This window comes from uncultured Arthrobacter sp. (assembly GCF_902805515.1).
GTDB lineage: Bacteria > Actinomycetota > Actinomycetes > Actinomycetales > Micrococcaceae > Arthrobacter_D.
The window spans coordinates 16,009-36,790 of sequence record NZ_CADCTE010000122.1 but is presented as its reverse complement, the minus strand read 5'-3'; the positions used below and the strand labels follow the sequence as shown (position 1 = coordinate 36,790).

Sequence of the window (20,782 nt, the reverse complement as noted above, 5' to 3'; positions counted from 1 at the left end):
CAAGCGGGCGGACCACCGGCTCCGCGGCGGCCGTGCTGCGCGGGCTGCTCGACGGCACGGACAGCGTGCCGGGGCTCGTCCTTGATGACGAACTGCGCTGGATGTTCCTTGCCGCACTGGCCGCGCAGGGCCTTGCGCCCGTCGACGAGCTGGAGGCCGAGCTGGCCCGTGACAATACGGCGTCGGGCAAGGCGGCGTTTACGCTGGCCTGCTCGGCGGTGCCGGACGCCGCGGTGAAGGACCTCGCCTGGCGCGAGGCGGTCTTCGGGACCCGGTTGTCGAACGAACTGCTCAGCGCCACCATCGAGGGATTCACCCTCGGCGGGCCGGAGCTGAGGGCCCCCTACAACGGACCGTACTTCGAGGCGCTTCGGGAGGTATGGGAGGCCCGGGGAATCGAGATGGCCACCCGCGTGGTGCGCGGCCTCTATCCCGGCCGCCAGGACCTCTCGGGCCGCCCGGAGGAGCACCCGGTGCTGCTGGCCACGGACGGCTGGCTCGCCGCCAACCCGGACGCCCCGGGGGCGCTCCGGCGCATCCTGGTGGAGGAACGCGACCACCTGCTGCGCTCCCTTACCGCCCAGGCCTACGGCACCCGGTAGAGCCACTCCTCGGTGCCGAACTTCTCCTCGACGAGTTCGCGGCCGCGGCGCAGCTCGTCCTCGCTCAGGCCGGCGTCGACGGCGCCGAAGCGGCGCCGGAAGGTTTCGATCATCACCGCGATGATCTCCTCCCGGGCCAGCCCCGTCTGGCGCCGGAGCGGGTCGACGCGCTTCTTGGCGCTCTTGGTGCCCTTGTCGGAAAGCTTCTCCTTGCCGATGCGCAGCACCTCGAGCATCTTGTCGGCGTCGATGTCGTAGCTCATCGTGACGTGGTGAAGCATCCCGCCGTTGGCAAGCCTCTTCTGCGCCGCCCCGCCGATCTTGCCCAGGTCGGTCGCGATGTCGTTGAGCGGCTGGTACCAGGCCTTGATGCCCAGGGTGGCCAGGGCCTCCATCACCCAGGCGTCGAGGAACGGGTACGAATCGGCGAAGCTCATGCCGTCGACCAGCGTCTGCGGGATGTACAGCGAGTAGGTGATGGCGTTGCCGTGCTCCATGAACATGGCGCCGCCGCCGCTGATCCTGCGCACGACGCTCACCCCGTGGCGGGCGACGCCGTCGGGGTCCACCTCGTTGCGCACCGACTGGAAGCTGCCGATTACGACCGAGGGCGATTCCCACTCCCAGAACCGCAGGGTGGGGTTGCGGCGCCCGTCTCCGACGTCGCGGGTGAGCACTTCGTCCATGGCGACGTGCATGGCGGTGCTCAGCGGCGTCGGCGGGACGATCTCCCAGGTGTGGTCGGCAATGCCCGTGGAGCGCCCCAGGGCGCGGCGCACGGCGGTGGCGACGGCCTCCGGGGAGAACCCGAAAAGCTGGGCCGAGGGGTCGAGACCGGCCCGGACGGCGTCCGCCAGTTCGGACGGGGGCGTCTCCACCGGCAGGCCCTCGAGGGCGGCGTTGATGTCGTCGAGGGCCTCGTCGGGCTCGAGGAAGAAGTCGCCGTTCACCGACACCTGGGCCAGGCGTCCGTCCACCACCGCGAGGTCGACGGCGGTCAGCTTGCCCCCCGGCGTCTTGTACTCGCCGTGCCGCCGTCCGCCGCCGGTCGTGTTCGAGCCCTGTCCCATCGCGGGTTCCTCCTGCTTGGTTGGCTTAACGCAGTGAAGCCACGGCGTCGTGCGCGCGTGGCTTCACTGTCGAAACTGAGGTGCTGAGAAGAGCCGGGACTACTTCTTGCCGAAGCCCTTGAAGCGGGCGTTGAAGCGCTCCACGCGGCCGGCGGAGTCCATGATCCGCTGCTTGCCGGTGTAGAACGGGTGGGACTCCGAGGAGATTTCCACCTCGATCAGCGGGTAGGTGTTTCCGTCTTCCCATTCGATGGTCTTCTTGGACGTGGCCGTCGACTTCGTCAGGAACGACTTGTCGGAGGCGAGGTCGCGGAAAACGACGGCGTGGTACTGGGGGTGGATATCAGACTTCACAGGAATACCTTCTCTGGTTGCCTGGATTTTGCCAGGCACTGGGATTGAAAGCGGAAACGGTCCTTCGGGACCAGCTAGTAATCCTAGCGCAAACCGCCCAGCTGCGCTAAAGGAGGGGGCGTGACGGCCTGAAGGGTGCCCCAATCGGAGAATCCGACCTCCACCGAGGTGAGGATCTCGTGTTCGAAGCCGCTGATACTTATCTGCGCCGGGCGCATCAGTTCGTCGAGCTCGATGTCCAGGGTGGCCATCTTGACGCCCTGCAGTTCGGGCCCGGACACGGCCGAAAGCCGGGTGTAGAGCATGCCGTCCCTCTCGCTGCGCGGCGTTACCAGGAACTCCCCGGAGTCCTTCAGCAGGGCGCCGACGGCGGCGGGGTCGGCGGTGGCCGAGGCCGCCTCCACCAGGACCGCGGCGAAGCGCTCCTCCGGCCCTCCCTCGGCGTCGGCCGGTGTTCCCCCCTTCGGGGTGAGCAGGTACCCCTCGCCGCCGCTGACGATGATTTCCACCCCGTGCTCCTCGTTGCGCAGGTGCAGGCCGAACTCGGGTGCCGTGCTCAGGGCCGCGGTGTGCTCTCCGGCGGGAAGGCCGGTGGCACGGGTCGACAGGGTCTGCAGCGCTCCGGTGCCGGCGCGCATCGAGGCTTCCACGCAGGCACCCGCCTCCGCGGCGGGCAGCCGCTCCGGCAGCGTGCCGGTCAGCAGGGCATCGCAGGCCTTCACCACCTCCGCCGGCAGCGACTGCTGGCTCTGGGTCAGGGAAAGCTCGGGGGCCTTTGTCGGCGGTGGAGCCGGTGTCGGGGCCGCCGAAGGAACCGGTGCGGTGGTCGCCGGTGCGGGGGAAGGGGTTTGAACGGGCGCTGTGGCCAGGGGGCCGACGGCAGGGGCGGTGGGCGGCGGGGATTCCGCCGCGTCGATCTGTTCGGCGAGCCGGCCGCATCCACTCAGCGCAACGGCCGCGCCGAGGAGGAGCACCGCGGCCACGGGGACGGTCCGTGCGCCGGGAGCCTTGATGCGGGCCGGTGGAGCGGTCACCCTCCCAGTGTTCCATCGGGCCCCGGCGCCCGCTACTGCCGTTTTCCAGCGCCTCCCTCCCATGCCCCGCCCATGGAGTCAGCGGTAGCGGCACTCCCAGAAGGCGACGGCGGCCGCCGCGGCCACATTGAGCGAATCCACTCCTGCGTGCATGGGGATCTTGAGGGACAGGTCGGCCTCGGCGAGGGCACCTGCGGAGAGGCCCTCGCCCTCCGTGCCGAGGACCAGCGCCAGCCGCTCGTGCCCGGCCGTTCCGACGTCCTGTACGGGCACCGAGTCCGGTCCCAGGGCCAGCGCCCCGACGGTGAACCCCGCCTCCCGGAGGGCCGCCAGCTGCCCGGGCCAGTCCGTGAGGCGGACCCAGGGCACCTGGAAGACGCTGCCCATGCTCACGCGGATGGCCCGGCGGTAGAGCGGGTCGGCGCACCGGGGGCTGATGAGGACCGCGTCGATGCCCAGCGCCGCGGCGGACCTGAAGAGCGCCCCGAGGTTGGTGTGGTCGACCATGTCCTCGAGCACCGCGACCCTGCGGGCCCCGGCGAGGACCGCGTCGAGGGTCTTCGGGGCCGGACGGTTCATGGCGGCCAGGGCTCCCCGGTGGAGGTGGAAGCCGGTGATCTCCTCGAGCGTGGACTCGTCGCCGAGAAACGCCGGAACCTCCGGGAACCGGTCGAGGAGGTCCGAAAGGCCCGGCAGCCACTTCTCGGCAAGGAAGAAGGACCGCGGCGAGTGCCCGGCATCGATGGCACGCCGCAGCACCTTGGAGCTCTCGGCGATGTACAGGCCGTTGGCGGGTTCGAGGCGGCGGCGGAGCTGGGTGTCGGTGAGGTTGCGGTAGTCCGAGGTGCGCGGGTCCCCCGGGCCCTCGAGCCGGATCAGGCCCACGCGCCCGCTCCCGGTGCAGCCGTGCGGTTCGGCGCCCCGGCCTTCCGCCTACGCGGTGCGGGCGACAGCACTGTAGCGGCCGTCAGCGCGGCTGACCTTCAGCGGCAGGCCGAACGCCTCGGAGAGGTGTTCTTCGGTGAGGACGTCCTCGAGCGGTCCGGCGGCGACGATTCCGCCGTCGCGCATCAGCATCGCGTGGGTGAACCCGGGAGGAACCTCCTCCAGGTGGTGGGTGACCAGGACGGTGGCGGGGGCTTCCTCATCCCGGGCGAGTTCGGTCAACCGGCGGATGAGGTCCTCGCGTCCGGCGAGGTCGAGGCCGGCGGCCGGCTCGTCGAGCAGCAGCAGTTCGGGATCGGTCATCAGCGCCCGCGCGATCTGCACGCGCTTCCGTTCGCCCTCGCTGAGCGAGGCGAAGGGGCGGTTCAGGAAGGTCGACATGCCCCAGGTGTGGAGCAGCCGGAAGGCGCGGCGCTCGTCGAGCTTCTCGTACTGCTCGCGCCAGCGGCCCGTGACCCCGTAGGAGGCGGTGACGACGACATTGAGGACCGTTTCGTGCTCGGGGATCTGCGACGCCAGGGCCGCCGAGGCGAGTCCGATCCGGGGGCGCAGGTCGAAAACGTCGACGGCGCCCATCACTTCGTCGAGAATCCCTGCCACGCCCGTGGTCGGGTGCAGGCGTGCTCCGGCGATCTGGAGGAGTGTCGTTTTTCCGGCTCCGTTGGGGCCCATGATGACCCAGCGTTCGCCCTCCTTGACCTGCCAGTCGACGCTGTTCAGCAGCGTTTTTCCACTCCGAACGAGGCTCACCCCGGCCAATTCAAGAACGTCACTCATAGCACTAGACACTAGGCTAAGACCGGGCTAGTTGGCGAAACCAGCACCGCCGTCCGGCCCCTCCCGTGGCACCCGTCCCGGCCCACTGGGCACCCCTGCATCCCCTGGAGGTTTAATGACCGCGCCGTTCCGAGTCGTCAGCTACGGTGTGAACGGTTCCGAGGCGGCCTTCCAGGCCGTCGAGGACGCCGTCCGCGCCGCCGGCGCCCGCGTCCTGGCGGCCGGTGACGGCGGTGACTCCCGGTACCGGGTGCGGACGCTGACGGTCTCGCACTCCGGTCCGGTGGCGGACCTGCGCGCCGCCCTGCCGGGAGCGGGCGATTCCGCCGCGGGAGCGCCGGTGCGGCCGGTCGGGACCGCGGTGGTGCCGCCTGAGGTTTTCGGCCCGGGGCCCAAGCTGCTGGTGCTCGACGTCGATTCGACGCTGATCAAGCAGGAGGTCATCGAACTGCTGGCCGCCTACGCGGGCCGCGAGGCTGAGGTCGCCGCCGTCACGGAGGCCGCGATGCGCGGTGAACTTGACTTCGCCCAGAGCCTTCATGCCCGCGTCGCCGTCCTGGCAGGACTGCCCGAGGCTGTCCTGGACAAGGTCGGCGCCCAGATCGAACTGAGCGAGGGCGCCGAGGTGATGGCGGAGGCGTTCCTCGGGGCAGGCCACCGCGTGGCCGTGGTCTCCGGCGGGTTCAGCCAGATCCTCGACCCCCTGGCCGCGCGCCTGCGCCTTACCCACGCTCGGGCGAACCTGCTGGAGGTCCGCGACGGACTCCTCACCGGCCGGGTGTCGGGCCCGGTCATCGACCGGGCGGAGAAGGAGCGCTCCCTGCGGCGGTGGGCGCAGGACGCCGGCATTCCGCTTGAGCGGACCATCGCGGTGGGCGACGGCGCGAACGACCTCGACATGCTCGCCGCCGCCGGGCTCGGGGTGGCGTTCAACGCCAAGCCCGCCGTGCGGGCCGCCGCGGATGCCGTCATCGACCTGCCCTACCTCGACGTCGTGCGGCACTTCGCCGGGATCTAGCGCCCGGACCGGCAGCGTTCCCGGGGATGCCCGCGGCGGCGCGTAACAGGTCCTGCCGACGCGGCGACAGTGTCGGTGCCGGTCACTACACTGGGACGCATGACCGGGCACGAACCGGCCCAGCCCCGGGCCGCTGCGGATCCCTTCGACGGCACGCGCGGAGACGCAGCCGCCCCCTCGACGCTGGCCGGGGAGGATACGGCTCCGCCGCCCGCGGACAGCGACGCCATCGACACCTCGCTGCGCACCCCGGCGGAGCGGTCCCGCACCTTCATGGGGATCCTGGTGAACACCGGGATCGCCAACATCACCACCAGCTACCTGTGGTTCGCGCTGACGTTCTGGGTGTACCTGGAGACGCGCAATGTGATCGCCACCGGTGTGGTGGGCGGGGCGTACATGCTGCTCATCGCCCTCTCCAGCATCAGCTTCGGCACCTATGTGGACCGCTACCGGAAGCTGGCCGTGATGCGCTTCGCCGCCGGCTTCACCCTCGTCATGTTCGTGCTGTCCGGGATTCTGTTCGCACTGACGCCCACTCCGGCGCTGTTGAACCTGACCCGGCCGTGGTTCTGGGTCTTCATGCTGATCATCCTGATCGGTGCGGTGGTGGAGAACCTGCGCAATATCGCCCTTTCCACGACGGTCACCATCCTCATCGAGCCGGACCGGCGCGCCAACGCCAACGGGCTCGTGGGAATGGTGCAGGGCCTGATGTTCATCGTCACCTCGGTGCTCTCAGGGCTGTCGGTCGGGCTGCTGGGCATGGGCTGGACGATCGTCGTCGCCCTGGTGCTCACCGCGCTGGCCTTTGCCCACCTGCTGACCCTGCACATGCCCGAGGAGGTGCGCGCGGCGGCCACCGACGCGCACGGCGGGTTCGACTTCCGTGGCTCCGTGGCCGCCGTGCTCGCCGTCGCGGGGCTGTTCGCACTGATCCTGTTCTCCACGTTCAACAACTTCGTCGGCGGCGTCTACATGGCGCTGATGGACCCCTACGGCCTTGAGCTGTTTCCGGTGGAGCTGTGGGGTACGTTCTTCGCGCTCGGCTGCACAGGGTTCATCCTAGGCGGTGCGCTGATCGGCAGGTTCGGGCTCGGAGCCAACCCGCTGCGCACCATGCTCCTCGCGGTGATCCTGATGGGTGTCCTCGGCGCGGTGTTCACGCTGCGGGAGTGGGCCTGGCTGTACATCGCCGGGATCTGGGCCTATCTCGTCCTCATTCCCTTCGTCGAGGCAGCCGAGCAGACGGTCATCCAGCAGGTGGTGCCGCTGCAGCGGCAGGGCCGGGTGTTCGGGTTTGCCATGGCGTTCGAGTCCGCGGCGGCCCCGATCACCGCGTTCCTCATCGCCCCGATCGCGCAGTTCTGGATCATCCAGTATGCGCGCTCCGACGAAGGCGCCGCCCGGCTGGCCCCGCTGCTGGGCGAGGGCACCTCCCGCGGCATCGCCCTGGTGTTTCTGGTGGCCGGAATCATCCTGATCCTCGCGGCGCTGGCGGCCTTCCTGACCCCGGTCTACCGCCGGATCTCGGCCTCCTATGCGCAGACTGCCGCGGAGGCGAAGGCGTCGGCGGACAGCGTTTCCCCGGCCGCCAGGTAAGCGGGAGTACCCGCTTCGGCTCCGCGGGGCCCTGCTCCTCCGGCTGCGGGCGGGGCGGAGTCAGCCCGGGAACTCTTCCCGCAGCAGCTCAAGGGCCGGATCCCCGGCGGCCAGATGCATCCTGCCGGAGGACGTGCCGACCCCCAGCACCTTCCAGCCGCGGCGGAGTTCGACCGGCCGCCTGCCCTCGGGCGCGATGACTCCTTCGACCTTGTCGACGCCCAGGTCGCGGGGCGCACCCAGCGGCGTGGGATTCGGATCACCGGAGGCGTCCTGCGGCTGGAAGTGCAGCCTCCCGCCGACCAGTTGGGCAACTCCCGGATTCCACCGGTCCCGAAGGGATCCGGGGTGCGAGTCCGGATACCGGACTGCGCATTCGAAGACCCCGCGGCTCAGGTCGGACGCGAGGCGCCGGGAACGCTCCGCTGCCACCGGCCGCGACACCAGATAGCCGACACCAAGGGCAACCAGCCCCGTAAGACCCGTCCTCGCCCAGAATTCGAAGCCAAGGGCTTCGAACACGTCCGAAAGTATCAGGATGGGGAAGAGCGAGCCGAAGAACAGCAGATATCCGGCCTTTTCCCATTTGCCAACCCTGGCGCGTTGAATGTCCCCCATCCGGCGAGGGTACCAATAGTGCGGTGCACGGAAAGGCCCGCCACCGGGTGTCCGGCGGCGGGCCCGCGTTTATTCAAGCAATTCCTGCGGTCAGCCCTGCGGCACGAAGCCGCGCGCTCCCCCGACCAGTTCGGTGTGGCCGGTCGGCACGTCGGCGGTGACCATCTTCACGATCTCCGCGGCGAACTCCGCCACCGAGTAGAGCTTGCCCGCCTCGCTGCGCCGGGCCTCGATCGCGCCGGGCGCTGCCCGGTCAAGCAGCGTTGCCGTCACTGTGCCCTCGATCATGTCGCCGGAGACGACGACGAGGCGGATGCCCTTGTCCTCGAGCATCGGGATGAGGTCGCGCAGGGCGTCCTCGCCGGCGCGCTTGCTGCGGGCAACGGGCTCATAGGCGTCCATGGTGGGGACGGTGTCGATGAAGTGCGCCTGGTGGCTGGTGACGAACACCACGCGGGAGCCGGCGGGCATGACCTCGGCAGCGGCCTTGAGCATATTGACCTGGGCGTCCCGGTTGAGCTTCAGCGCGTAGTCCTCGCCGACGCCGCTCTCCATCCCACCCGAGGCGTTCAGCACCAGCAGGCCGAGCCCGCCGAAGTTGCTCACCGCGGCGTCGACCAGTGCGGCCGGGCCCTCGGGGGTGGTCAGGTCCGCGCCCACGGCGACGGCCCGGCCGCCGGCGGCCTCGATCCCGGCCACCACCTTGTTGGCCCGGGGGGCCTTCTGCCGGTAGTTCACCACGACGGCCGCGCCTTCGGCGGCGAGCAGCTGGGCCACATCGGCCCCGATGCCCCGTGATGAACCGGTGACGATTGCTCCAATGCCGTCCAAAGCACCCATGACTACTCCTTCTTGGCGCGGGCTGGTTCCCGCGCATCGTGACTTCGCGTTTCCGATGCGGCGGCAGCGGACGCTGCCGCCGGAATGCTGGTGGGGCCTAGTGGCCCATGCCGAGGCCGCCGTCGACCGGGATGACGGCGCCGGAGATGTAGCCGGCCTCCTCGCTGGCGACCCAGCGCACCACCTTGGCGACCTCGTCCGGGGACGCGAAGCGCCCGGCGGGGATGGTGGCGAGGTAGCTCTTGCGGGTGTCCTCGGGAAGCTCCGCCGTCATGTCGGTGTCGATGAATCCTGGCGCGATGACGTTCGCGGTGATGCCGCGGGAGCCCAGTTCCCGGGTGAGCGAGCGGGCGATCCCGACCAGCCCGGCCTTGGAGGCGGAGTAGTTGATCTGCCCGGGGGCGCCGTACAGGCCGGTCACCGAGGAGATCAGGACGACGCGCCCGCGGCGCAGCCGGATCATGCCCTTGGAGGCGCGCTTGATCACCCGGAATGCGCCGGTGAGGTTCGTGTCGATGACGTCGGTGAAGTCGGTCTCGCTCATGCGCAGCAGCAGGGTGTCGCGGGTGATGCCGGCGTTGGCGACGAGCACCTCGACCGGGCCGTGCGCCGCCTCGACCTCGGTGAATGCCGCGTCGAGCTGCTCCTGGCTCGTCACGTCGGCCTTCACGCCGAGCAGGCCCTCGGGAACCTCGCCGCTGCGGTAGGTGATCGCCACCTTGTCCCCGTTGGCAAGGAACGCATTCGCGATGGCAAGCCCGATGCCCCGGTTGCCGCCCGTGACGAGGACGCTGCGTCCGGGCCTTTCTTCATCGCTGCGATTTGTTTCCTGCACAGGGATCCTCCGCTTCTCGCTACACGTTGTTACTTAACGAACTCATGTCAAAGTGTCCCGTCGATCCTAGCCGCGAGGCAGCCAACTTTAACAACGGGCAGTGGGATGAGATAATGGACGAAGCCCCTTGGGAGTGGAATGAGCAAGCAGACCAGGCACAGCAGGCACGATACCGACGTTCACAGCATTTCCGACGCCCGGGAGTCCCACACCGACGAAATGCGCTCGCGCATGATCAAGTACTCGATCTCGATGGGCATTCGAATGGTCTGCCTTATCCTCGTCTTCTTCGTCGAAGGCTGGATGGTGTGGGTAGTGATTGCGGGGGCGGTGCTTCTGCCCTACTTCGCCGTCATCATTGCCAATGGGGGCAGCGACACCAGCGACATCCGCCATACCGACGCCCTGCTCGACCGCGCACCGGTGCGCGAGATCGAGGCCTCGACCGGCACGGTCGAGACGGAGGACCGCGGTCCGGACATCCTGGCCGGGGAGATCATCGAGGAGGAGCGTCTGGCACCCATCGATGACGCCAATGAAAACGATGATCCGCTGCGCGGAAGGACGGACACCGCCGCGTGAGCACACCCGGTTTCAACATCTTCGACTCCCTCTCGGGTGCCCCTCAGCAGGCGGCCGAATCGACGGTCTGCTCGCGAAAGGGCTGCCGCGAGGCGGCCGAGTGGCAGCTGCTGTGGAACAACCCCCGCATCCACACCCCTGAGCGCCGAAAGGCGTGGGCCGCCTGCTCCGCCCATGTCGAGTGGCTCCAGGACTACCTCCAGGTCCGCGGGCTTTGGAAAGAGACAGTAACTCTGGCCGGCGGTGCGTCCTAGGTGTACCGGTTCCTGATCTCCCGCCGCTGGCTCGCCTGGTTCGCGCTGGTGACGGCGTTGGCGGCGGCCTGCGCCGCACTGGGCATGTGGCAGCTGGAGCGGCGCAACGCCGTGGTGTCCGACATCGGACGCATCGAGGCGAACTATGAGCAGTCCCCCGTGCCCTACGAAGAAGGCACAACCGATTTCGCCACGTACGACCCCCTGCGGGAATGGACTCCGGTGAAGCTCACCGGGGAATACGACACCGCGGCGCAGGTCGTGGTGCGCAACCGCCCGATGAACGCCCAGCCCGGCTATGAGGTGCTCACTCCCCTGCGCCTGGCGGACGGCACGGCGGTCATCATCGACCGGGGCTGGCTGCCCATCGGCAACGACCGGGCCGGGCGGCCGGATTCGATTCCCGCACCGCCGGAGGGAACCGTCACGGTCACTGCGCGCATCAAGCCCGGCGAGCCGGCGGTGAACCGGGGCGCCCCCGAGGGCCAGGTCGCCTCGATCGACCTCAAGGGGTACGCCGCGAAGCTCGGCTACCCGGTGCAGACCGGCGCGTACGGGCTGATGGCCGCCGAGGATCCTGCGCCGGCCGCCGCGCCCGCGCAGTTCCCCAAGCCGTCCCTGAACGAGGGACCGCACCTTTCCTACTCCCTGCAGTGGTTCGCCTTCGGCGTGCTGCTCTTCGTCGGCCTCGGTTATGCCGCCCGGCAGCAGGCCCGCCTGGACCGAGAGGAGGCGGGGGGCCGGCCGGAGGCCGCTCGGCGTCCGGGGCGGCGCCCCACGGCCGAGGAGGCCGAGGACGCGCTCCTTGACGCCCAGGGCTACCGCTGAGCCGCTAGGCCAGCGTCACGAGGTCGAGGTAGTCCTCGTTCCAGAGGTCCTCGACGCCGTCCGGCAGCAGCACGACCCGCTCGGGCTTGAGTGCCTCGACGGCGCCCTCGTCGTGGCTGACCATGACGACGGCGCCGGTGTAGTTGGCCAGCGCCCCGAGGATCTCCGCCCGGCTGGCGGGATCGAGGTTGTTGGTCGGTTCGTCGAGCAGCAGGACGTTCGCCGAGGACGCCACGATGGTCGCCAGCGCCAGGCGCGTCTTCTCACCGCCGGAGAGCACCCCGGCAGGCTTCTCGACGTCGTCGCCCGAGAACAGGAACGATCCCAGGATGCCGCGCACCTCGGCGTCCTTCATATCGGGTGCCGCGCTCTTCATGTTCTCGAGGACCGTCCGCTCGGTGTCGAGCGTCTCGTGTTCCTGCGCGTAGTAGCCGACCTTGAGGCCGTGGCCCGGGATCACCCGGCCCGTATCGGGGGTGTCGACTCCGGCGAGCATCCGCAGCAGGGTCGTCTTTCCCGCACCGTTGAGCCCGAGGATGACCACCTTGGAGCCGCGGTCGATCGCCAGGTCCACGTCGGTGAAAATCTCGAGGGACCCGAAGGACTTGCTGAGGCCCTCGGCGGTCATCGGAGTCTTGCCCGAAGGTGAGGGGTCCGGGAACCGCAGCGCCGCGACGCGGTCGCTGGCACGGACCGCATCGAGGCCGCCCAGCAGCCGCTCGGCGCGCTTGGCCATGTTCTGGGCCGCGACGGCCTTCGTGGCCTTGGCGCGCATCTTATTGGCCTGGTCCATCAGGACCTGGGCCTTCTTCTCGGCGTTGGCGCGCTCCCGCTTACGGGCACGCTCGTCGGTCTCACGCTGCTGCTGGTACCGCTTCCAACCCATGTTGTAGATGTCGATGGTGGCCCGGTTCGCGTCCAGGTGGAACACCTTGTTCACCGTGGCCTCGAGCAGGTCGACGTCGTGGCTGATCACGATCAGCCCGCCCTGGTGGGTGCGCAGGAATTCGCGCAGCCAGGTGATGGAATCGGCGTCGAGGTGGTTCGTCGGTTCGTCAAGGAGCATCGTCTCGGCACCCGAGTACAGGATGCGGGCCAGCTCCACGCGGCGGCGCTGGCCGCCGGAGAGCGTGCGCAGCGGCTGGTTCAGGATGCGTTCGGGCAGGGCGAGGTTGGAGGAGATCGCCGCGGCCTCGGCCTCGGCGGCGTAGCCGCCGCCGGCGAGGAACGCCGCTTCAATCCGGTCATAGCGGTTCATCGCCTTGGACCGGACCGAGGTGTTCTCGCTGGCCATGTCCTCCTGAGCCTGCCGGAGGTCGCGGACCACGGTGTCGAGGTTGCGCGCGGAGAGGATCCGGTCGCGGGCGAGCTGGTCCATGTCAGGAGTGCGGGGGTCCTGGGGCAGGTAGCCGATCTCCCCGCTGCGGGAGACCGAGCCTGCCGCCGGCAGGGATTCGCCGGCGAGGACCTTGGTCATGGTGGTCTTGCCGGCGCCGTTCCGGCCGACGAGGCCGATCTTGTCGCCGCGGTCCACGCGGAAGGACACCGACTCCATCAGCAGCCGGGCTCCTGCTCGCAGCTCCAGGTTCGATACGGTAATCAATTCCGTGGCCTTTCGGTGCCTCCTGTGCGCTGCACAGGGGCATTTTTGTCGATTATCTACAAAGGAATGTTGCGGGTCCGGCGCTATTCTCGGGATGAGACGCGACGCAGTTGTCGCATCGCCACAAGACCGCATCCACTCCGGATGCTGCCCAGGTCCGATACCGCGAGGAAGAAACCCATGAGCCAGGCCCACCCGAGTTCCTCCGGGGCAGCTGTCGCATCCCGTCGGCGCGCCCGGAAGCGGTGGAATTCCACCGATCTGTCGTTGATCGCAGTCTTCGCCGCGCTTATTGCCGCCCTCGCAATCGTACCCGGTATCCCGGTCGGCGCGCTCGGGGTGCCGATCACCCTGCAGACGCTCGGGGTGATGCTCGCCGGGGTGGTCCTCGGTCCGGGCCGGGGTGGAGCCGCCGTTGGGCTGTATGTCCTGGCGGGGCTGGCCGGGCTGCCGATCTTCAGCGGCTTCCGCGGCGGCCTTGCCGTCCTCGCGGGACCGTCCGCCGGCTACCTGATCGCCTTCCCGCTGGCCGCGATGCTCGCCGGTTTCCTCGCCGCCGCGCTTCTCCGCCGGACCCGCAGGTTCCGTGCGGGCGTGCTGTTCATTGCCTGCTTCACGGCGAGCCTCCTGCTCATCCACCCGCTCGGAATCACCGGGCTGGTTGTCAACGGCGGGTTGAGCGTAGGAGATGCGATCGCCGCCGACGCCGTCTACCTGCCCGGAGACGTTATCAAGAACCTGCTCGCGGCCGGTATCGCGGCTGCGGTGCACCGGGCGTTCCCCCGGCTGCTGCCGCGCACGGGCGCCGCTGGGCCCGGGCACGGTGGCACCGAGGGAGCCGCACGCACGGCATGATCCGTTTCACCGACGCGTCGGTCACCGCCCCCGCGGACGACGGCGGCAGCCGAACCATCCTGCACCCGGTCACCCTCGAGCTGGGCGAGCACCGCATCTCGGTGATCGGCGCCAACGGCTCGGGGAAATCGACGCTGCTCAAGCTGATCAACGGGCTGACGCTGCCCACCTCGGGCAGCGTCAGCGTCGACGGCCTCGACACCGCCCGGCGCGGCACGGAGGTCCGCCGCAAAGTCGGCTTCGTGTTCACCGATCCCCTGTCCCAGCTGGTCATGCCCACGGGCCGCGAGGACGTCGAACTGTCCCTGCGCGGCCGGATCCGGCGCGCGGATGAGCGCCGGACCGCCGGCATGCGGGTGCTTGAGTCCTACGGCATCGGGCACCTTGCGGACCGCTCCATCTACGACCTCTCCGGCGGTGAGCGCCAGCTCCTGGCGATCGCGGTGGTGGCGGCGGTCGAGCCTGCGGTGCTCATCGCCGATGAGCCAACCACCCTGCTCGACCTCCGCAACGAGCACACCATCCGCGCCGTCCTCCGCGGACTCCCCCAGCAGGTGATCTTCACCACCCACAACCTGTCCTTCGCTCAGGACAGCGACCGCACCCTCGTGCTCGACGGCGGCCGCGTGGTGTTCGACGGCGACCCGGCCGAGGCCGTCGCCTTCTACCAGGAGCTGTGCCTTCGATGAGGGGCCACGGCCAGCTCCTCGGGCTCTACGTTCCCGGGCGTTCGCTGCTTCACCGGACTCCGCTGGCGCTCAAGGCCCTTCTCTGCGTGGGGGCCAGCACCCCGGTGGTGCTGATCCGCCAGCCGCTCACCACGGCCGCCGGGCTCGTTCTCTTCCTGCTCCTGATGACCGTTGGCGCCCGGCTGCCGCTGCGGAAAGTGCTCGGCGCCCTGGTGCCTGCATTGCCTGTGCTGGCCCTGCTCGCGCTCTACTCCTGGTTCACCCGCGGCCCGGAAGCGGCCTTCGTGGTGCCCGGCGGCATCGCCGTCTGTATCCTCGCGGCCCGCCTGCTGACCGTCACCACGCCGGGGCAGGAACTGCTCGATGGACTGGTGCGCCTCGTGCGCCCGCTGCGGCGGCTGGGGGCCGACCCCGAACGCTTCGCCCTCGCCCTGTCCATCATGGTGCGCAGCATCCCGTATCTGGTGGGCTCGCTGTCGGACCTGCGGGACGCCGCGAAGGCGCGTGGGCTACAGCGGAGTCCGCGGGCCGTGGTGGTCCCGGTGGTGGTCAACGCCGTCGCTTATGCCCAGGCCACCGGCCAGGCCCTGGCCGCCCGCGGCCTCGGTGAGCACTCAGATGCGGACGACGAGGCTGGGGAAGGCGTGGACGGGGAGGACAGTCCCGACGCCGACGGCCGGGGCGTCTGAGCCGGTCTGTCCGGCCCCAACGGCACGGCCGCGGAACCGCCAATCGCCGGAACGCAGCAGGGCCGGAACGCAGCAAAGCCGAACCCAGCAGGGCCAGAACACTGCAGGACCGGAACACCGCAGGACCGGAACACCGCGGGGCCGGAATACACGAAAGGGGCGGCTCCGAAGAGCCGCCCCTTGGTGAAACTCCGCGCCGGGGCGCGGACCCTGAGTTCGTCCTAGATGTTGAACCCGAGGGCGCGCATCTGGTCGCGGCCGTCCTCGGTGATCTTCTCCGGGCCCCACGGCGGCATCCACACCCAGTTCAGCCGCCAGTCGTCGACGACGCCATCGAGGGCCTGGCCGACCTGCTCCTCGAGCACGTCGGTCAGCGGGCACGCGGCCGTGGTGAGCGTCAGGTCGATCAGGAGGGCGCCGTCCTCGGCGTACTTCAGCCCGTACAGCAGGCCCAGGTCAACGACGTTCACCCCGAGCTCGGGGTCGATGACATCCTTCAACGCCTCTTCGACGTCTTCGAGCGCTGTCTGCGCTGCTTCTACTTCACTCATCGTTTTTCCTTTCCCGGGCGCGGACGAGAGGTCCTACGCTTCGACTGCTGGGGTGGCCGCGGCGAAGCGGTCGTAGCCCTCTTCCTCGAGCCGGTCGGCCAGCTCGGGGCCGCCCTCCTCGGCGATGCGCCCGTCGACGAACACGTGCACGAAGTCGGGCTTGATGTAGCGCAGGATACGCGTGTAGTGGGTGATCAGGAGCGTGCCCATCTCGCCCTTGGCGTGCTCGCGGTTCACGCCCTCGGAGACAACCTTGAGTGCGTCGACGTCGAGGCCGGAGTCGGTCTCGTCGAGGATCGCGAAGCGGGGGCGGAACAGTTCGAGCTGGAGGATCTCCACGCGCTTCTTCTCGCCGCCGGAGAAGCCCTCGTTGACGTTACGCTGGGCGAAGTCGGCGTCGATGCGCAGCTGAGACATCGCCTGCTTGACGTCCTTGGTCCAGTGGCGCAGGCTCGGGGCCTTTCCATCGAGGGCCGTCTTGGCGGTGCGCAGGAAGTTGGTCATGGTCACTCCGGGCACCTCGACCGGGTACTGCATGGCGAGGAAGAGCCCGGCGCGGGCGCGCTCGTCGACGCTCATGGCGAGGACGTCTTCGCCGTCGAGGGCGATGGAGCCGCTCTCGACGGTGTACCGGGGGTGGCCGGCGATGGTCGAGGCCAGGGTGGACTTGCCCGAGCCGTTGGGGCCCATGATCGCGTGGGTCTCACCGGTGCGAATGGTGAGGCTGACGCCTTTGAGGATCTGCTTGGAGCCCTGCTCCGTCACGATGCTGACGTAGAGGTCCTTGATTTCAAGGGTGGACATCTGTTTTCCGTTCTCCTTTGCCCTGGCGGCCAGGGCGTCGTCTAAGTGTGCTGGTGCCGGGCCGGTCAGCCGAGCTGGGGGGTGGGTGCTCCGTTGGTGACCGTGGTGATGTCCACGTACACATTGTTGTCGCGGATCTCCAGGGCGAACACCGGAACCGGCTCGTAGGCCGGCAGCTGGAGGGGCGCGCCGCTGCGCAGGTCGAACTGGGAGCCGTGGCCCCAGCATTCGATGGCGCAGCCCTCGACGTCGCCCTCGGCAAGGGAGATGTCGGCGTGGGAGCAGGTGTCCCCCAGGGCGTGGATGGCGCCCTCGGAGTCCCTCACGATCGCGACGGGGTAGTCATCGATGAGCACGCGCAGGGCCTGCTTGATCTCGATGTCGTCAACGCTGCAGATCAGTTCACCCCGGGGGGTGGCCTCCGCGCTCACAGGTTGCCTGCCGCGAGTTCGTTCTCGAGGGCCAGCGCGAGGCGCTCCTCGAGGGCGGGGACCCGGATCTGCTGGATGACCTCGGTGAGGAAGCCACGCACCACGAGGCGGCGGGCGTCCTGCTCGGGGATGCCGCGGGCCATCAGGTAGAACAGGTGCTCGTCGTCGAAGCGGCCGGTGGCGCTGGCGTGGCCGGCACCTTCGATCAGGCCGGTCTCGATCTCAAGGTTGGGCACCGAGTCGGACCGCGTCCCGTCGGTCAGCAGCAGGTTCCGGTTCACCTCGTAGGTGTCGGTCCCTTCGGCTTCCTTGCGGATCAGCACGTCGCCGACCCAGACAGTGTGGGCGCCCTGTCCCTGGAGCGCACCCTTGTAGGTCACGCGGGACTTGCAGTTGGGCACCGCGTGGTCCACCAGGAGGCGCTGCTCCAGGTGCTGGCCGGCGTCGGCGAAGTACAACCCGTACATCTCGACCTCGGCGCCCGGCGCGGTGAACACCGAGGACGGGGTGAGACGGACCAGGTCGCCGCCGAGGCTGACGACAACGTGCTTGAAGCGGGCGTCGCGCCCGATCTTCGCCTGCTGCGAGGAGACGTGGACGGCGTCGTCGTCCCACTCCTGCACGCTGACGACGGTGAGCTGGGCGCCGTCGCCGACGACGATCTCGACGTTCTGCGCGAGGGTCGCCGAGCCGGAGTGGTCAATGACCACCACGGCGGTGGAGAACGCCCCGGCCTCGATGATCAGGTGCTGGGCCGCCGGTGCCTTGTCGGCGCCTCGAACCGTGACGGTCACCTCGGCGTCGGCAACGGTGTTGGCGGGGATGGTGACGACGGTGGCGCCGTCGGCCGCGGCCCAGGCCGCCGCCGAGATGCGGTCCTCGGGGGTGGCGGCTGAGCCGATCCGGGCGTCGGACCTCCCGACGGTCTCCACCTTGATGTTGGAGGCGCCGGAAACCCGCACTGAGGGACCGGTCCCGGTGAGGGGTTCGGTGTGGAGCCCGCGCAGGCGGTTCAGGGGGGTGAACCGCCAGTCCTCCTCGCGGCCGGTGAGCGGGGCAAAGTCCTCAAGGTTATAGGACTTCAGCCGCTCCCCGCGGGATGCCTCAGGCACCACCGGGGCGTTGCCGTGGCTGTGCTTCTTCAAGCCGTGCTGGGCGGTGCCGGTGTTCAGCTCCGAAAGGCTCTCGCCCTCCTCGCTGAAGCCTGCGATCGCTGCGGGCGCCGAGGACGGGGCACCGATCCGGGCCTTTTCGTCGGCTGCGGCGCCGGCCGGTCCGGCCGTTGACGCTTCGTTGTTCATCTTGGTCGCTTCAGCCATTGCTAGCCTACGGCCCCTTCCATCTGGAGTTCGATCAGGCGGTTCAGTTCGAGCGCGTACTCCATGGGGAGCTCGCGGGCGATCGGCTCGATGAATCCGCGCACGATCATGGCCATGGCCTCGTCCTCGGGCATCCCCCGGGACATCAGGTAGAACAGCTGCTCTTCGCTGACCTTGGACACCGTGGCCTCGTGGCCCATCGTGACGTCGTCCTCGCGGATGTCGACGTACGGGTAGGTGTCGGAGCGGGAAATGGTGTCCACCAGCAGCGCGTCGCAGCGGACCGTGTTGGCCGAGTTCTTCGCACCCTCACGCACCTGCACCAGGCCGCGGTAGGCGGCACGGCCACCGCCGCGGGCCACCGACTTCGAGATGATCGAGGACTTGGTGTTGGGGGCGATGTGGACCATCTTCGACCCGGTGTCCTGGTGCTGACCCTCACCGGCGAACGCGATGGACAGGGTCTCGCCCTTGGCGTGCTCGCCGAGGAGGTAGACGGCCGGGTACTTCATGGTGACCTTGGACCCGATGTTGCCGTCGATCCACTCCATGGTGGCGCCCTCGTGGGCCACGGCCCGCTTGGTGACGAGGTTGTACACATTGTTCGACCAGTTCTGGATGGTCGTGTACCGGACGCGGGCGTTCTTCTTCACGACGATCTCGACGACGGCCGAGTGAAGCGAGTCGGAGGTGTAGATCGGGGCGGTGCAGCCCTCGATGTAGTGGACGTAGGAGCCCTCGTCCGCGATGATCAGGGTCCGCTCGAACTGGCCCATGTTCTCGGTGTTGATCCGGAAGTAGGCCTGCAGCGGGATCTCGACGTGGACGCCCTTGGGCACGTACACGAAGGAACCGCCCGACCAGACGGCCGTGTTCAGCGAGGCAAACTTGTTGTCGCCCACCGGGATGATCGAGCCGAAGTACTCCTTGAAGATCTCCGGGTGCTCGCGCAGCGCGGTGTCGGTGTCGAGGAAAAGGACGCCCTGGCGCTCGAGGTCCTCGCGGAGCTGGTGGTAGACCACCTCGGATTCGTACTGGGCCGCGACGCCGGAGACGAGGCGGGCACGCTCGGCCTCGGGGATGCCGAGCTTCTCGTACGTGTTGCGGATGTCCTCGGGGAGGTCCTCCCACGTGTTCGCCTGCTTCTCGGTGGAGCGCACGAAGTACTTGATGTTGTCGAAGTCGATCCCGGAGAGATCCGCGCCCCAGGAGGGCATGGGCTTCCGGTCGAAGTACTTCAGGCCCTTCAGGCGCAGGTCGAGCATCCACTCGGGCTCGTTCTTCTTCGCCGAGATGTCGCGGACGACCTCTTCGCTCAGGCCGCGGCGGGCGTTGGCGCTCGCCTCGTTCTTATCGGCCCAGCCGTACTGGTAGGTGCCGATGCCTTCGAGTTCGGGGTTCTTTTCCAGGATGTCGCTGATGACCGACTCCGGGACGGGGGTCGGGGTCAGTGGCTTCTGGTCTACTTGATCCGTCATCACGGCCTTCCTTGCTGATGGTTTGGCAAATCTCTGGAGCGGGGTGCGGCGCCGGGTTCGGCACGGGAGGCACCCGCCGGGGGCGCGGCTGTCGTGCGCCCGAGGGGAATGTGGGTGGTGCAGACATGGCCGCCGCTGGCCAGGGTGGAGAGCCTGCGCACGTCGACGCCGAGCAGCCGGGAGAACGCCGCCGTCTCCTGGTCGCAGAACGCGGGAAAGTCAGCGGCGAGCTGCTGCACCGGGCAGTGGCCCTGGCAGAGCTGGACACTGAGCAGGGTGCCGCGCGGGGCGGCTCCCCCGGCGGCCGGCCGAGCGGCGCCGGCCGAACCGACGACCCGGGCGGAGCCGACGAAGCCGTCGGTGCTCAGTGCCGCGGCCAGCGCACGGGCGCGGGCCTCGAGGTCGGGCCCGGCGGCCTCGATCAGCGGGCGGTAGCGCTCCTCCATGCCGGCGAAGCGGGAGCGGGCGAACTCCGCCACCGCGTCGGGGCCGGCGGCCGCCCCCAGCTGCTGAAGTGCGGCACGGGCGATGTCGAGGTAGTCGTTGCCGAGCCGGCTCTGCCCACGCTGGCTGAGCACGTAGCGCCGGGCGGGCCGTCCGGCGCCCGTCGCGGTGCTTCCGCCGCGCTTGACTTCGATGAGCCCGTCACGGGACAGGGCGTCGAGATGGCGTCGTACGGCGGCCGGCGTGAAGCCGAGCCCGCTGCCCAGTTCGGCGGCGCTGACCGGTCCGCGCTCGAGCACGGCCGACAGCACCCGGTCGCGGGTGCGCTCGTCGGTGTCGCCCGCCGCGGGCGAAAGCCCCGCCCGCCCGGCGGTATGGTCAACCACACTCATGGCGTCCCTCCCGCCCGCGTTAAAAAATACACAACACAATCATGACGTAATGTGCGCTCCGGTGCCAGTAAGGGCAGGCTTCCCCCGCCGTCGACCCCTACAAGGGCAGTTACTACGTACCGTAGAATAGCCGGGTGCACCATACAGCCGCCGCCCTGGTGATCGAGG

General features: G+C 69.2%; 24 protein-coding genes. 9 read left to right on the top strand and 15 right to left on the bottom strand.

Annotated features, from left to right (window positions below):
- A partial coding sequence (locus QZX79_RS11055) for an ERAP1-like C-terminal domain-containing protein (RefSeq protein ID WP_294568327.1) occupies positions 1–602 on the top strand: 602 nt, incomplete at its 5' end.
- Here QZX79_RS11055 and QZX79_RS11050 read toward each other — a convergent pair.
- The 5 genes from QZX79_RS11050 to QZX79_RS11030 form a co-directional block, all read right to left on the bottom strand.
- Positions 587–1,672 (bottom strand): biotin/lipoate A/B protein ligase family protein, encoded by a 1,086-nt coding sequence (locus QZX79_RS11050; RefSeq protein ID WP_294568326.1) that lies wholly within the window; start codon positions 1,670–1,672, stop codon positions 587–589. The genes QZX79_RS11055 and QZX79_RS11050 overlap by 16 nt on opposite strands.
- A 99-nt stretch (positions 1,673–1,771) precedes the next feature.
- Positions 1,772–2,026, bottom strand: a complete 255-nt coding sequence (locus QZX79_RS11045; RefSeq protein ID WP_120168169.1) for a type B 50S ribosomal protein L31 — start codon at positions 2,024–2,026, stop codon at positions 1,772–1,774.
- An 83-nt stretch (positions 2,027–2,109) separates the two neighbouring features.
- Positions 2,110–3,060, bottom strand: coding sequence for a hypothetical protein (locus tag QZX79_RS11040; RefSeq protein ID WP_294568325.1), 951 nt, complete (start codon positions 3,058–3,060; stop codon positions 2,110–2,112).
- Positions 3,061–3,138: 78 nt separating this feature from the next.
- The gene (locus QZX79_RS11035) at positions 3,139–3,945 is read right to left on the bottom strand and encodes an RNA methyltransferase (protein ID WP_294568324.1); all 807 of its coding nucleotides are present in this window, start codon (positions 3,943–3,945) and stop codon (positions 3,139–3,141) included.
- 48 nt (positions 3,946–3,993) lie between these two features.
- Complete coding sequence (locus QZX79_RS11030; RefSeq protein ID WP_294568323.1) at positions 3,994–4,782, bottom strand: ABC transporter ATP-binding protein; 789 nt, start codon at positions 4,780–4,782, stop codon at positions 3,994–3,996.
- Positions 4,783–4,897: 115 nt separating this feature from the next.
- On the opposite strand from QZX79_RS11030, the gene serB reads away from it, so the two are divergent.
- Entirely contained in the window at positions 4,898–5,800 is a 903-nt protein-coding gene (serB, locus tag QZX79_RS11025) for a phosphoserine phosphatase SerB (protein ID WP_294568322.1), read from the top strand.
- 273 nt (positions 5,801–6,073) lie between these two features.
- Positions 6,074–7,402, top strand: a complete 1,329-nt coding sequence (locus QZX79_RS11020) for an MFS transporter (RefSeq protein WP_294568333.1) — start codon at positions 6,074–6,076, stop codon at positions 7,400–7,402.
- Between the two features lie 60 nt (positions 7,403–7,462).
- On the opposite strand, the gene QZX79_RS11015 is transcribed toward QZX79_RS11020, so the two are convergent.
- From QZX79_RS11015 to QZX79_RS11005, 3 genes are all read right to left on the bottom strand, one after another.
- The gene (locus QZX79_RS11015; RefSeq protein ID WP_294568321.1) at positions 7,463–8,020 is read right to left on the bottom strand and encodes a hypothetical protein; all 558 of its coding nucleotides are present in this window, start codon (positions 8,018–8,020) and stop codon (positions 7,463–7,465) included.
- 90 nt (positions 8,021–8,110) lie between these two features.
- A complete protein-coding gene (locus QZX79_RS11010) occupies positions 8,111–8,860 on the bottom strand; it encodes an SDR family oxidoreductase (protein WP_294568320.1) in 750 nt (249 codons plus the stop codon).
- A gap of 97 nt (positions 8,861–8,957) precedes the next feature.
- Complete coding sequence (locus QZX79_RS11005) at positions 8,958–9,695, bottom strand: beta-ketoacyl-ACP reductase (protein ID WP_294568319.1); 738 nt, start codon at positions 9,693–9,695, stop codon at positions 8,958–8,960.
- 138 nt (positions 9,696–9,833) lie between these two features.
- Between QZX79_RS11005 and QZX79_RS11000 the strand changes: the two genes are divergently transcribed.
- The 3 genes from QZX79_RS11000 to QZX79_RS10990 are packed head-to-tail and all read left to right on the top strand — an operon-like array spanning position 9,834 to position 11,359.
- Positions 9,834–10,277, top strand: a complete 444-nt coding sequence (locus tag QZX79_RS11000; RefSeq protein WP_294568318.1) for a DUF3099 domain-containing protein — start codon at positions 9,834–9,836, stop codon at positions 10,275–10,277.
- A 17-nt stretch (positions 10,278–10,294) separates the two neighbouring features.
- The gene (locus tag QZX79_RS10995) at positions 10,295–10,531 is read left to right on the top strand and encodes a hypothetical protein (RefSeq protein WP_294568332.1); all 237 of its coding nucleotides are present in this window, start codon (positions 10,295–10,297) and stop codon (positions 10,529–10,531) included.
- The gene (locus QZX79_RS10990; RefSeq protein WP_294568317.1) at positions 10,532–11,359 is read left to right on the top strand and encodes an SURF1 family protein; all 828 of its coding nucleotides are present in this window, start codon (positions 10,532–10,534) and stop codon (positions 11,357–11,359) included.
- 4 nt (positions 11,360–11,363) lie between these two features.
- On the opposite strand, the gene QZX79_RS10985 is transcribed toward QZX79_RS10990, so the two are convergent.
- Positions 11,364–12,962, bottom strand: coding sequence for an ABC-F family ATP-binding cassette domain-containing protein (locus tag QZX79_RS10985; RefSeq protein WP_294568316.1), 1,599 nt, complete (start codon positions 12,960–12,962; stop codon positions 11,364–11,366).
- A gap of 180 nt (positions 12,963–13,142) precedes the next feature.
- Between QZX79_RS10985 and QZX79_RS10980 the strand changes: the two genes are divergently transcribed.
- Genes QZX79_RS10980 through QZX79_RS10970 form a run of 3 tightly spaced genes read left to right on the top strand, consistent with a single transcriptional unit; the run spans position 13,143 to position 15,195 of the window.
- Complete coding sequence (locus QZX79_RS10980; protein ID WP_294568315.1) at positions 13,143–13,817, top strand: biotin transporter BioY; 675 nt, start codon at positions 13,143–13,145, stop codon at positions 13,815–13,817.
- On the top strand, positions 13,814–14,506 hold the full coding sequence (locus QZX79_RS10975) for an energy-coupling factor ABC transporter ATP-binding protein (protein WP_294568314.1): 693 nt from the start codon (positions 13,814–13,816) through the stop codon (positions 14,504–14,506). Before QZX79_RS10980 ends, QZX79_RS10975 begins: the two co-directional genes overlap by 4 nt.
- Positions 14,503–15,195 carry an energy-coupling factor transporter transmembrane protein EcfT gene (locus QZX79_RS10970; protein WP_294568331.1) on the top strand — a complete coding sequence of 231 codons (693 nt, stop codon included), beginning with the start codon at positions 14,503–14,505 and terminating at the stop codon, positions 15,193–15,195. Before QZX79_RS10975 ends, QZX79_RS10970 begins: the two co-directional genes overlap by 4 nt.
- A gap of 221 nt (positions 15,196–15,416) precedes the next feature.
- On the opposite strand, the gene QZX79_RS10965 is transcribed toward QZX79_RS10970, so the two are convergent.
- The 6 genes from QZX79_RS10965 to QZX79_RS10940 all read right to left on the bottom strand — a co-directional run bounded on the left by QZX79_RS10965 (position 15,417) and on the right by QZX79_RS10940 (position 20,614).
- The gene (locus tag QZX79_RS10965; RefSeq protein ID WP_120168199.1) at positions 15,417–15,746 is read right to left on the bottom strand and encodes a metal-sulfur cluster assembly factor; all 330 of its coding nucleotides are present in this window, start codon (positions 15,744–15,746) and stop codon (positions 15,417–15,419) included.
- 33 nt (positions 15,747–15,779) lie between these two features.
- Positions 15,780–16,550, bottom strand: a complete 771-nt coding sequence (gene sufC, locus QZX79_RS10960) for a Fe-S cluster assembly ATPase SufC (protein WP_294568313.1) — start codon at positions 16,548–16,550, stop codon at positions 15,780–15,782.
- A gap of 65 nt (positions 16,551–16,615) precedes the next feature.
- Positions 16,616–16,981 (bottom strand): non-heme iron oxygenase ferredoxin subunit, encoded by a 366-nt coding sequence (locus tag QZX79_RS10955; RefSeq protein ID WP_294568312.1) that lies wholly within the window; start codon positions 16,979–16,981, stop codon positions 16,616–16,618.
- Positions 16,978–18,282, bottom strand: a complete 1,305-nt coding sequence (gene sufD / locus QZX79_RS10950) for a Fe-S cluster assembly protein SufD (RefSeq protein WP_294568330.1) — start codon at positions 18,280–18,282, stop codon at positions 16,978–16,980. The genes QZX79_RS10955 and sufD overlap by 4 nt, the downstream gene beginning before the upstream one ends.
- Positions 18,283–18,302: 20 nt before the next feature.
- Entirely contained in the window at positions 18,303–19,778 is a 1,476-nt protein-coding gene (sufB, locus tag QZX79_RS10945) for a Fe-S cluster assembly protein SufB (protein ID WP_294568311.1), read from the bottom strand.
- On the bottom strand, positions 19,778–20,614 hold the full coding sequence (locus QZX79_RS10940) for a metalloregulator ArsR/SmtB family transcription factor (protein ID WP_294568310.1): 837 nt from the start codon (positions 20,612–20,614) through the stop codon (positions 19,778–19,780). Before QZX79_RS10940 ends, sufB begins: the two co-directional genes overlap by 1 nt.
- Between the last annotated feature and the right edge of the window lie 168 nt (positions 20,615–20,782).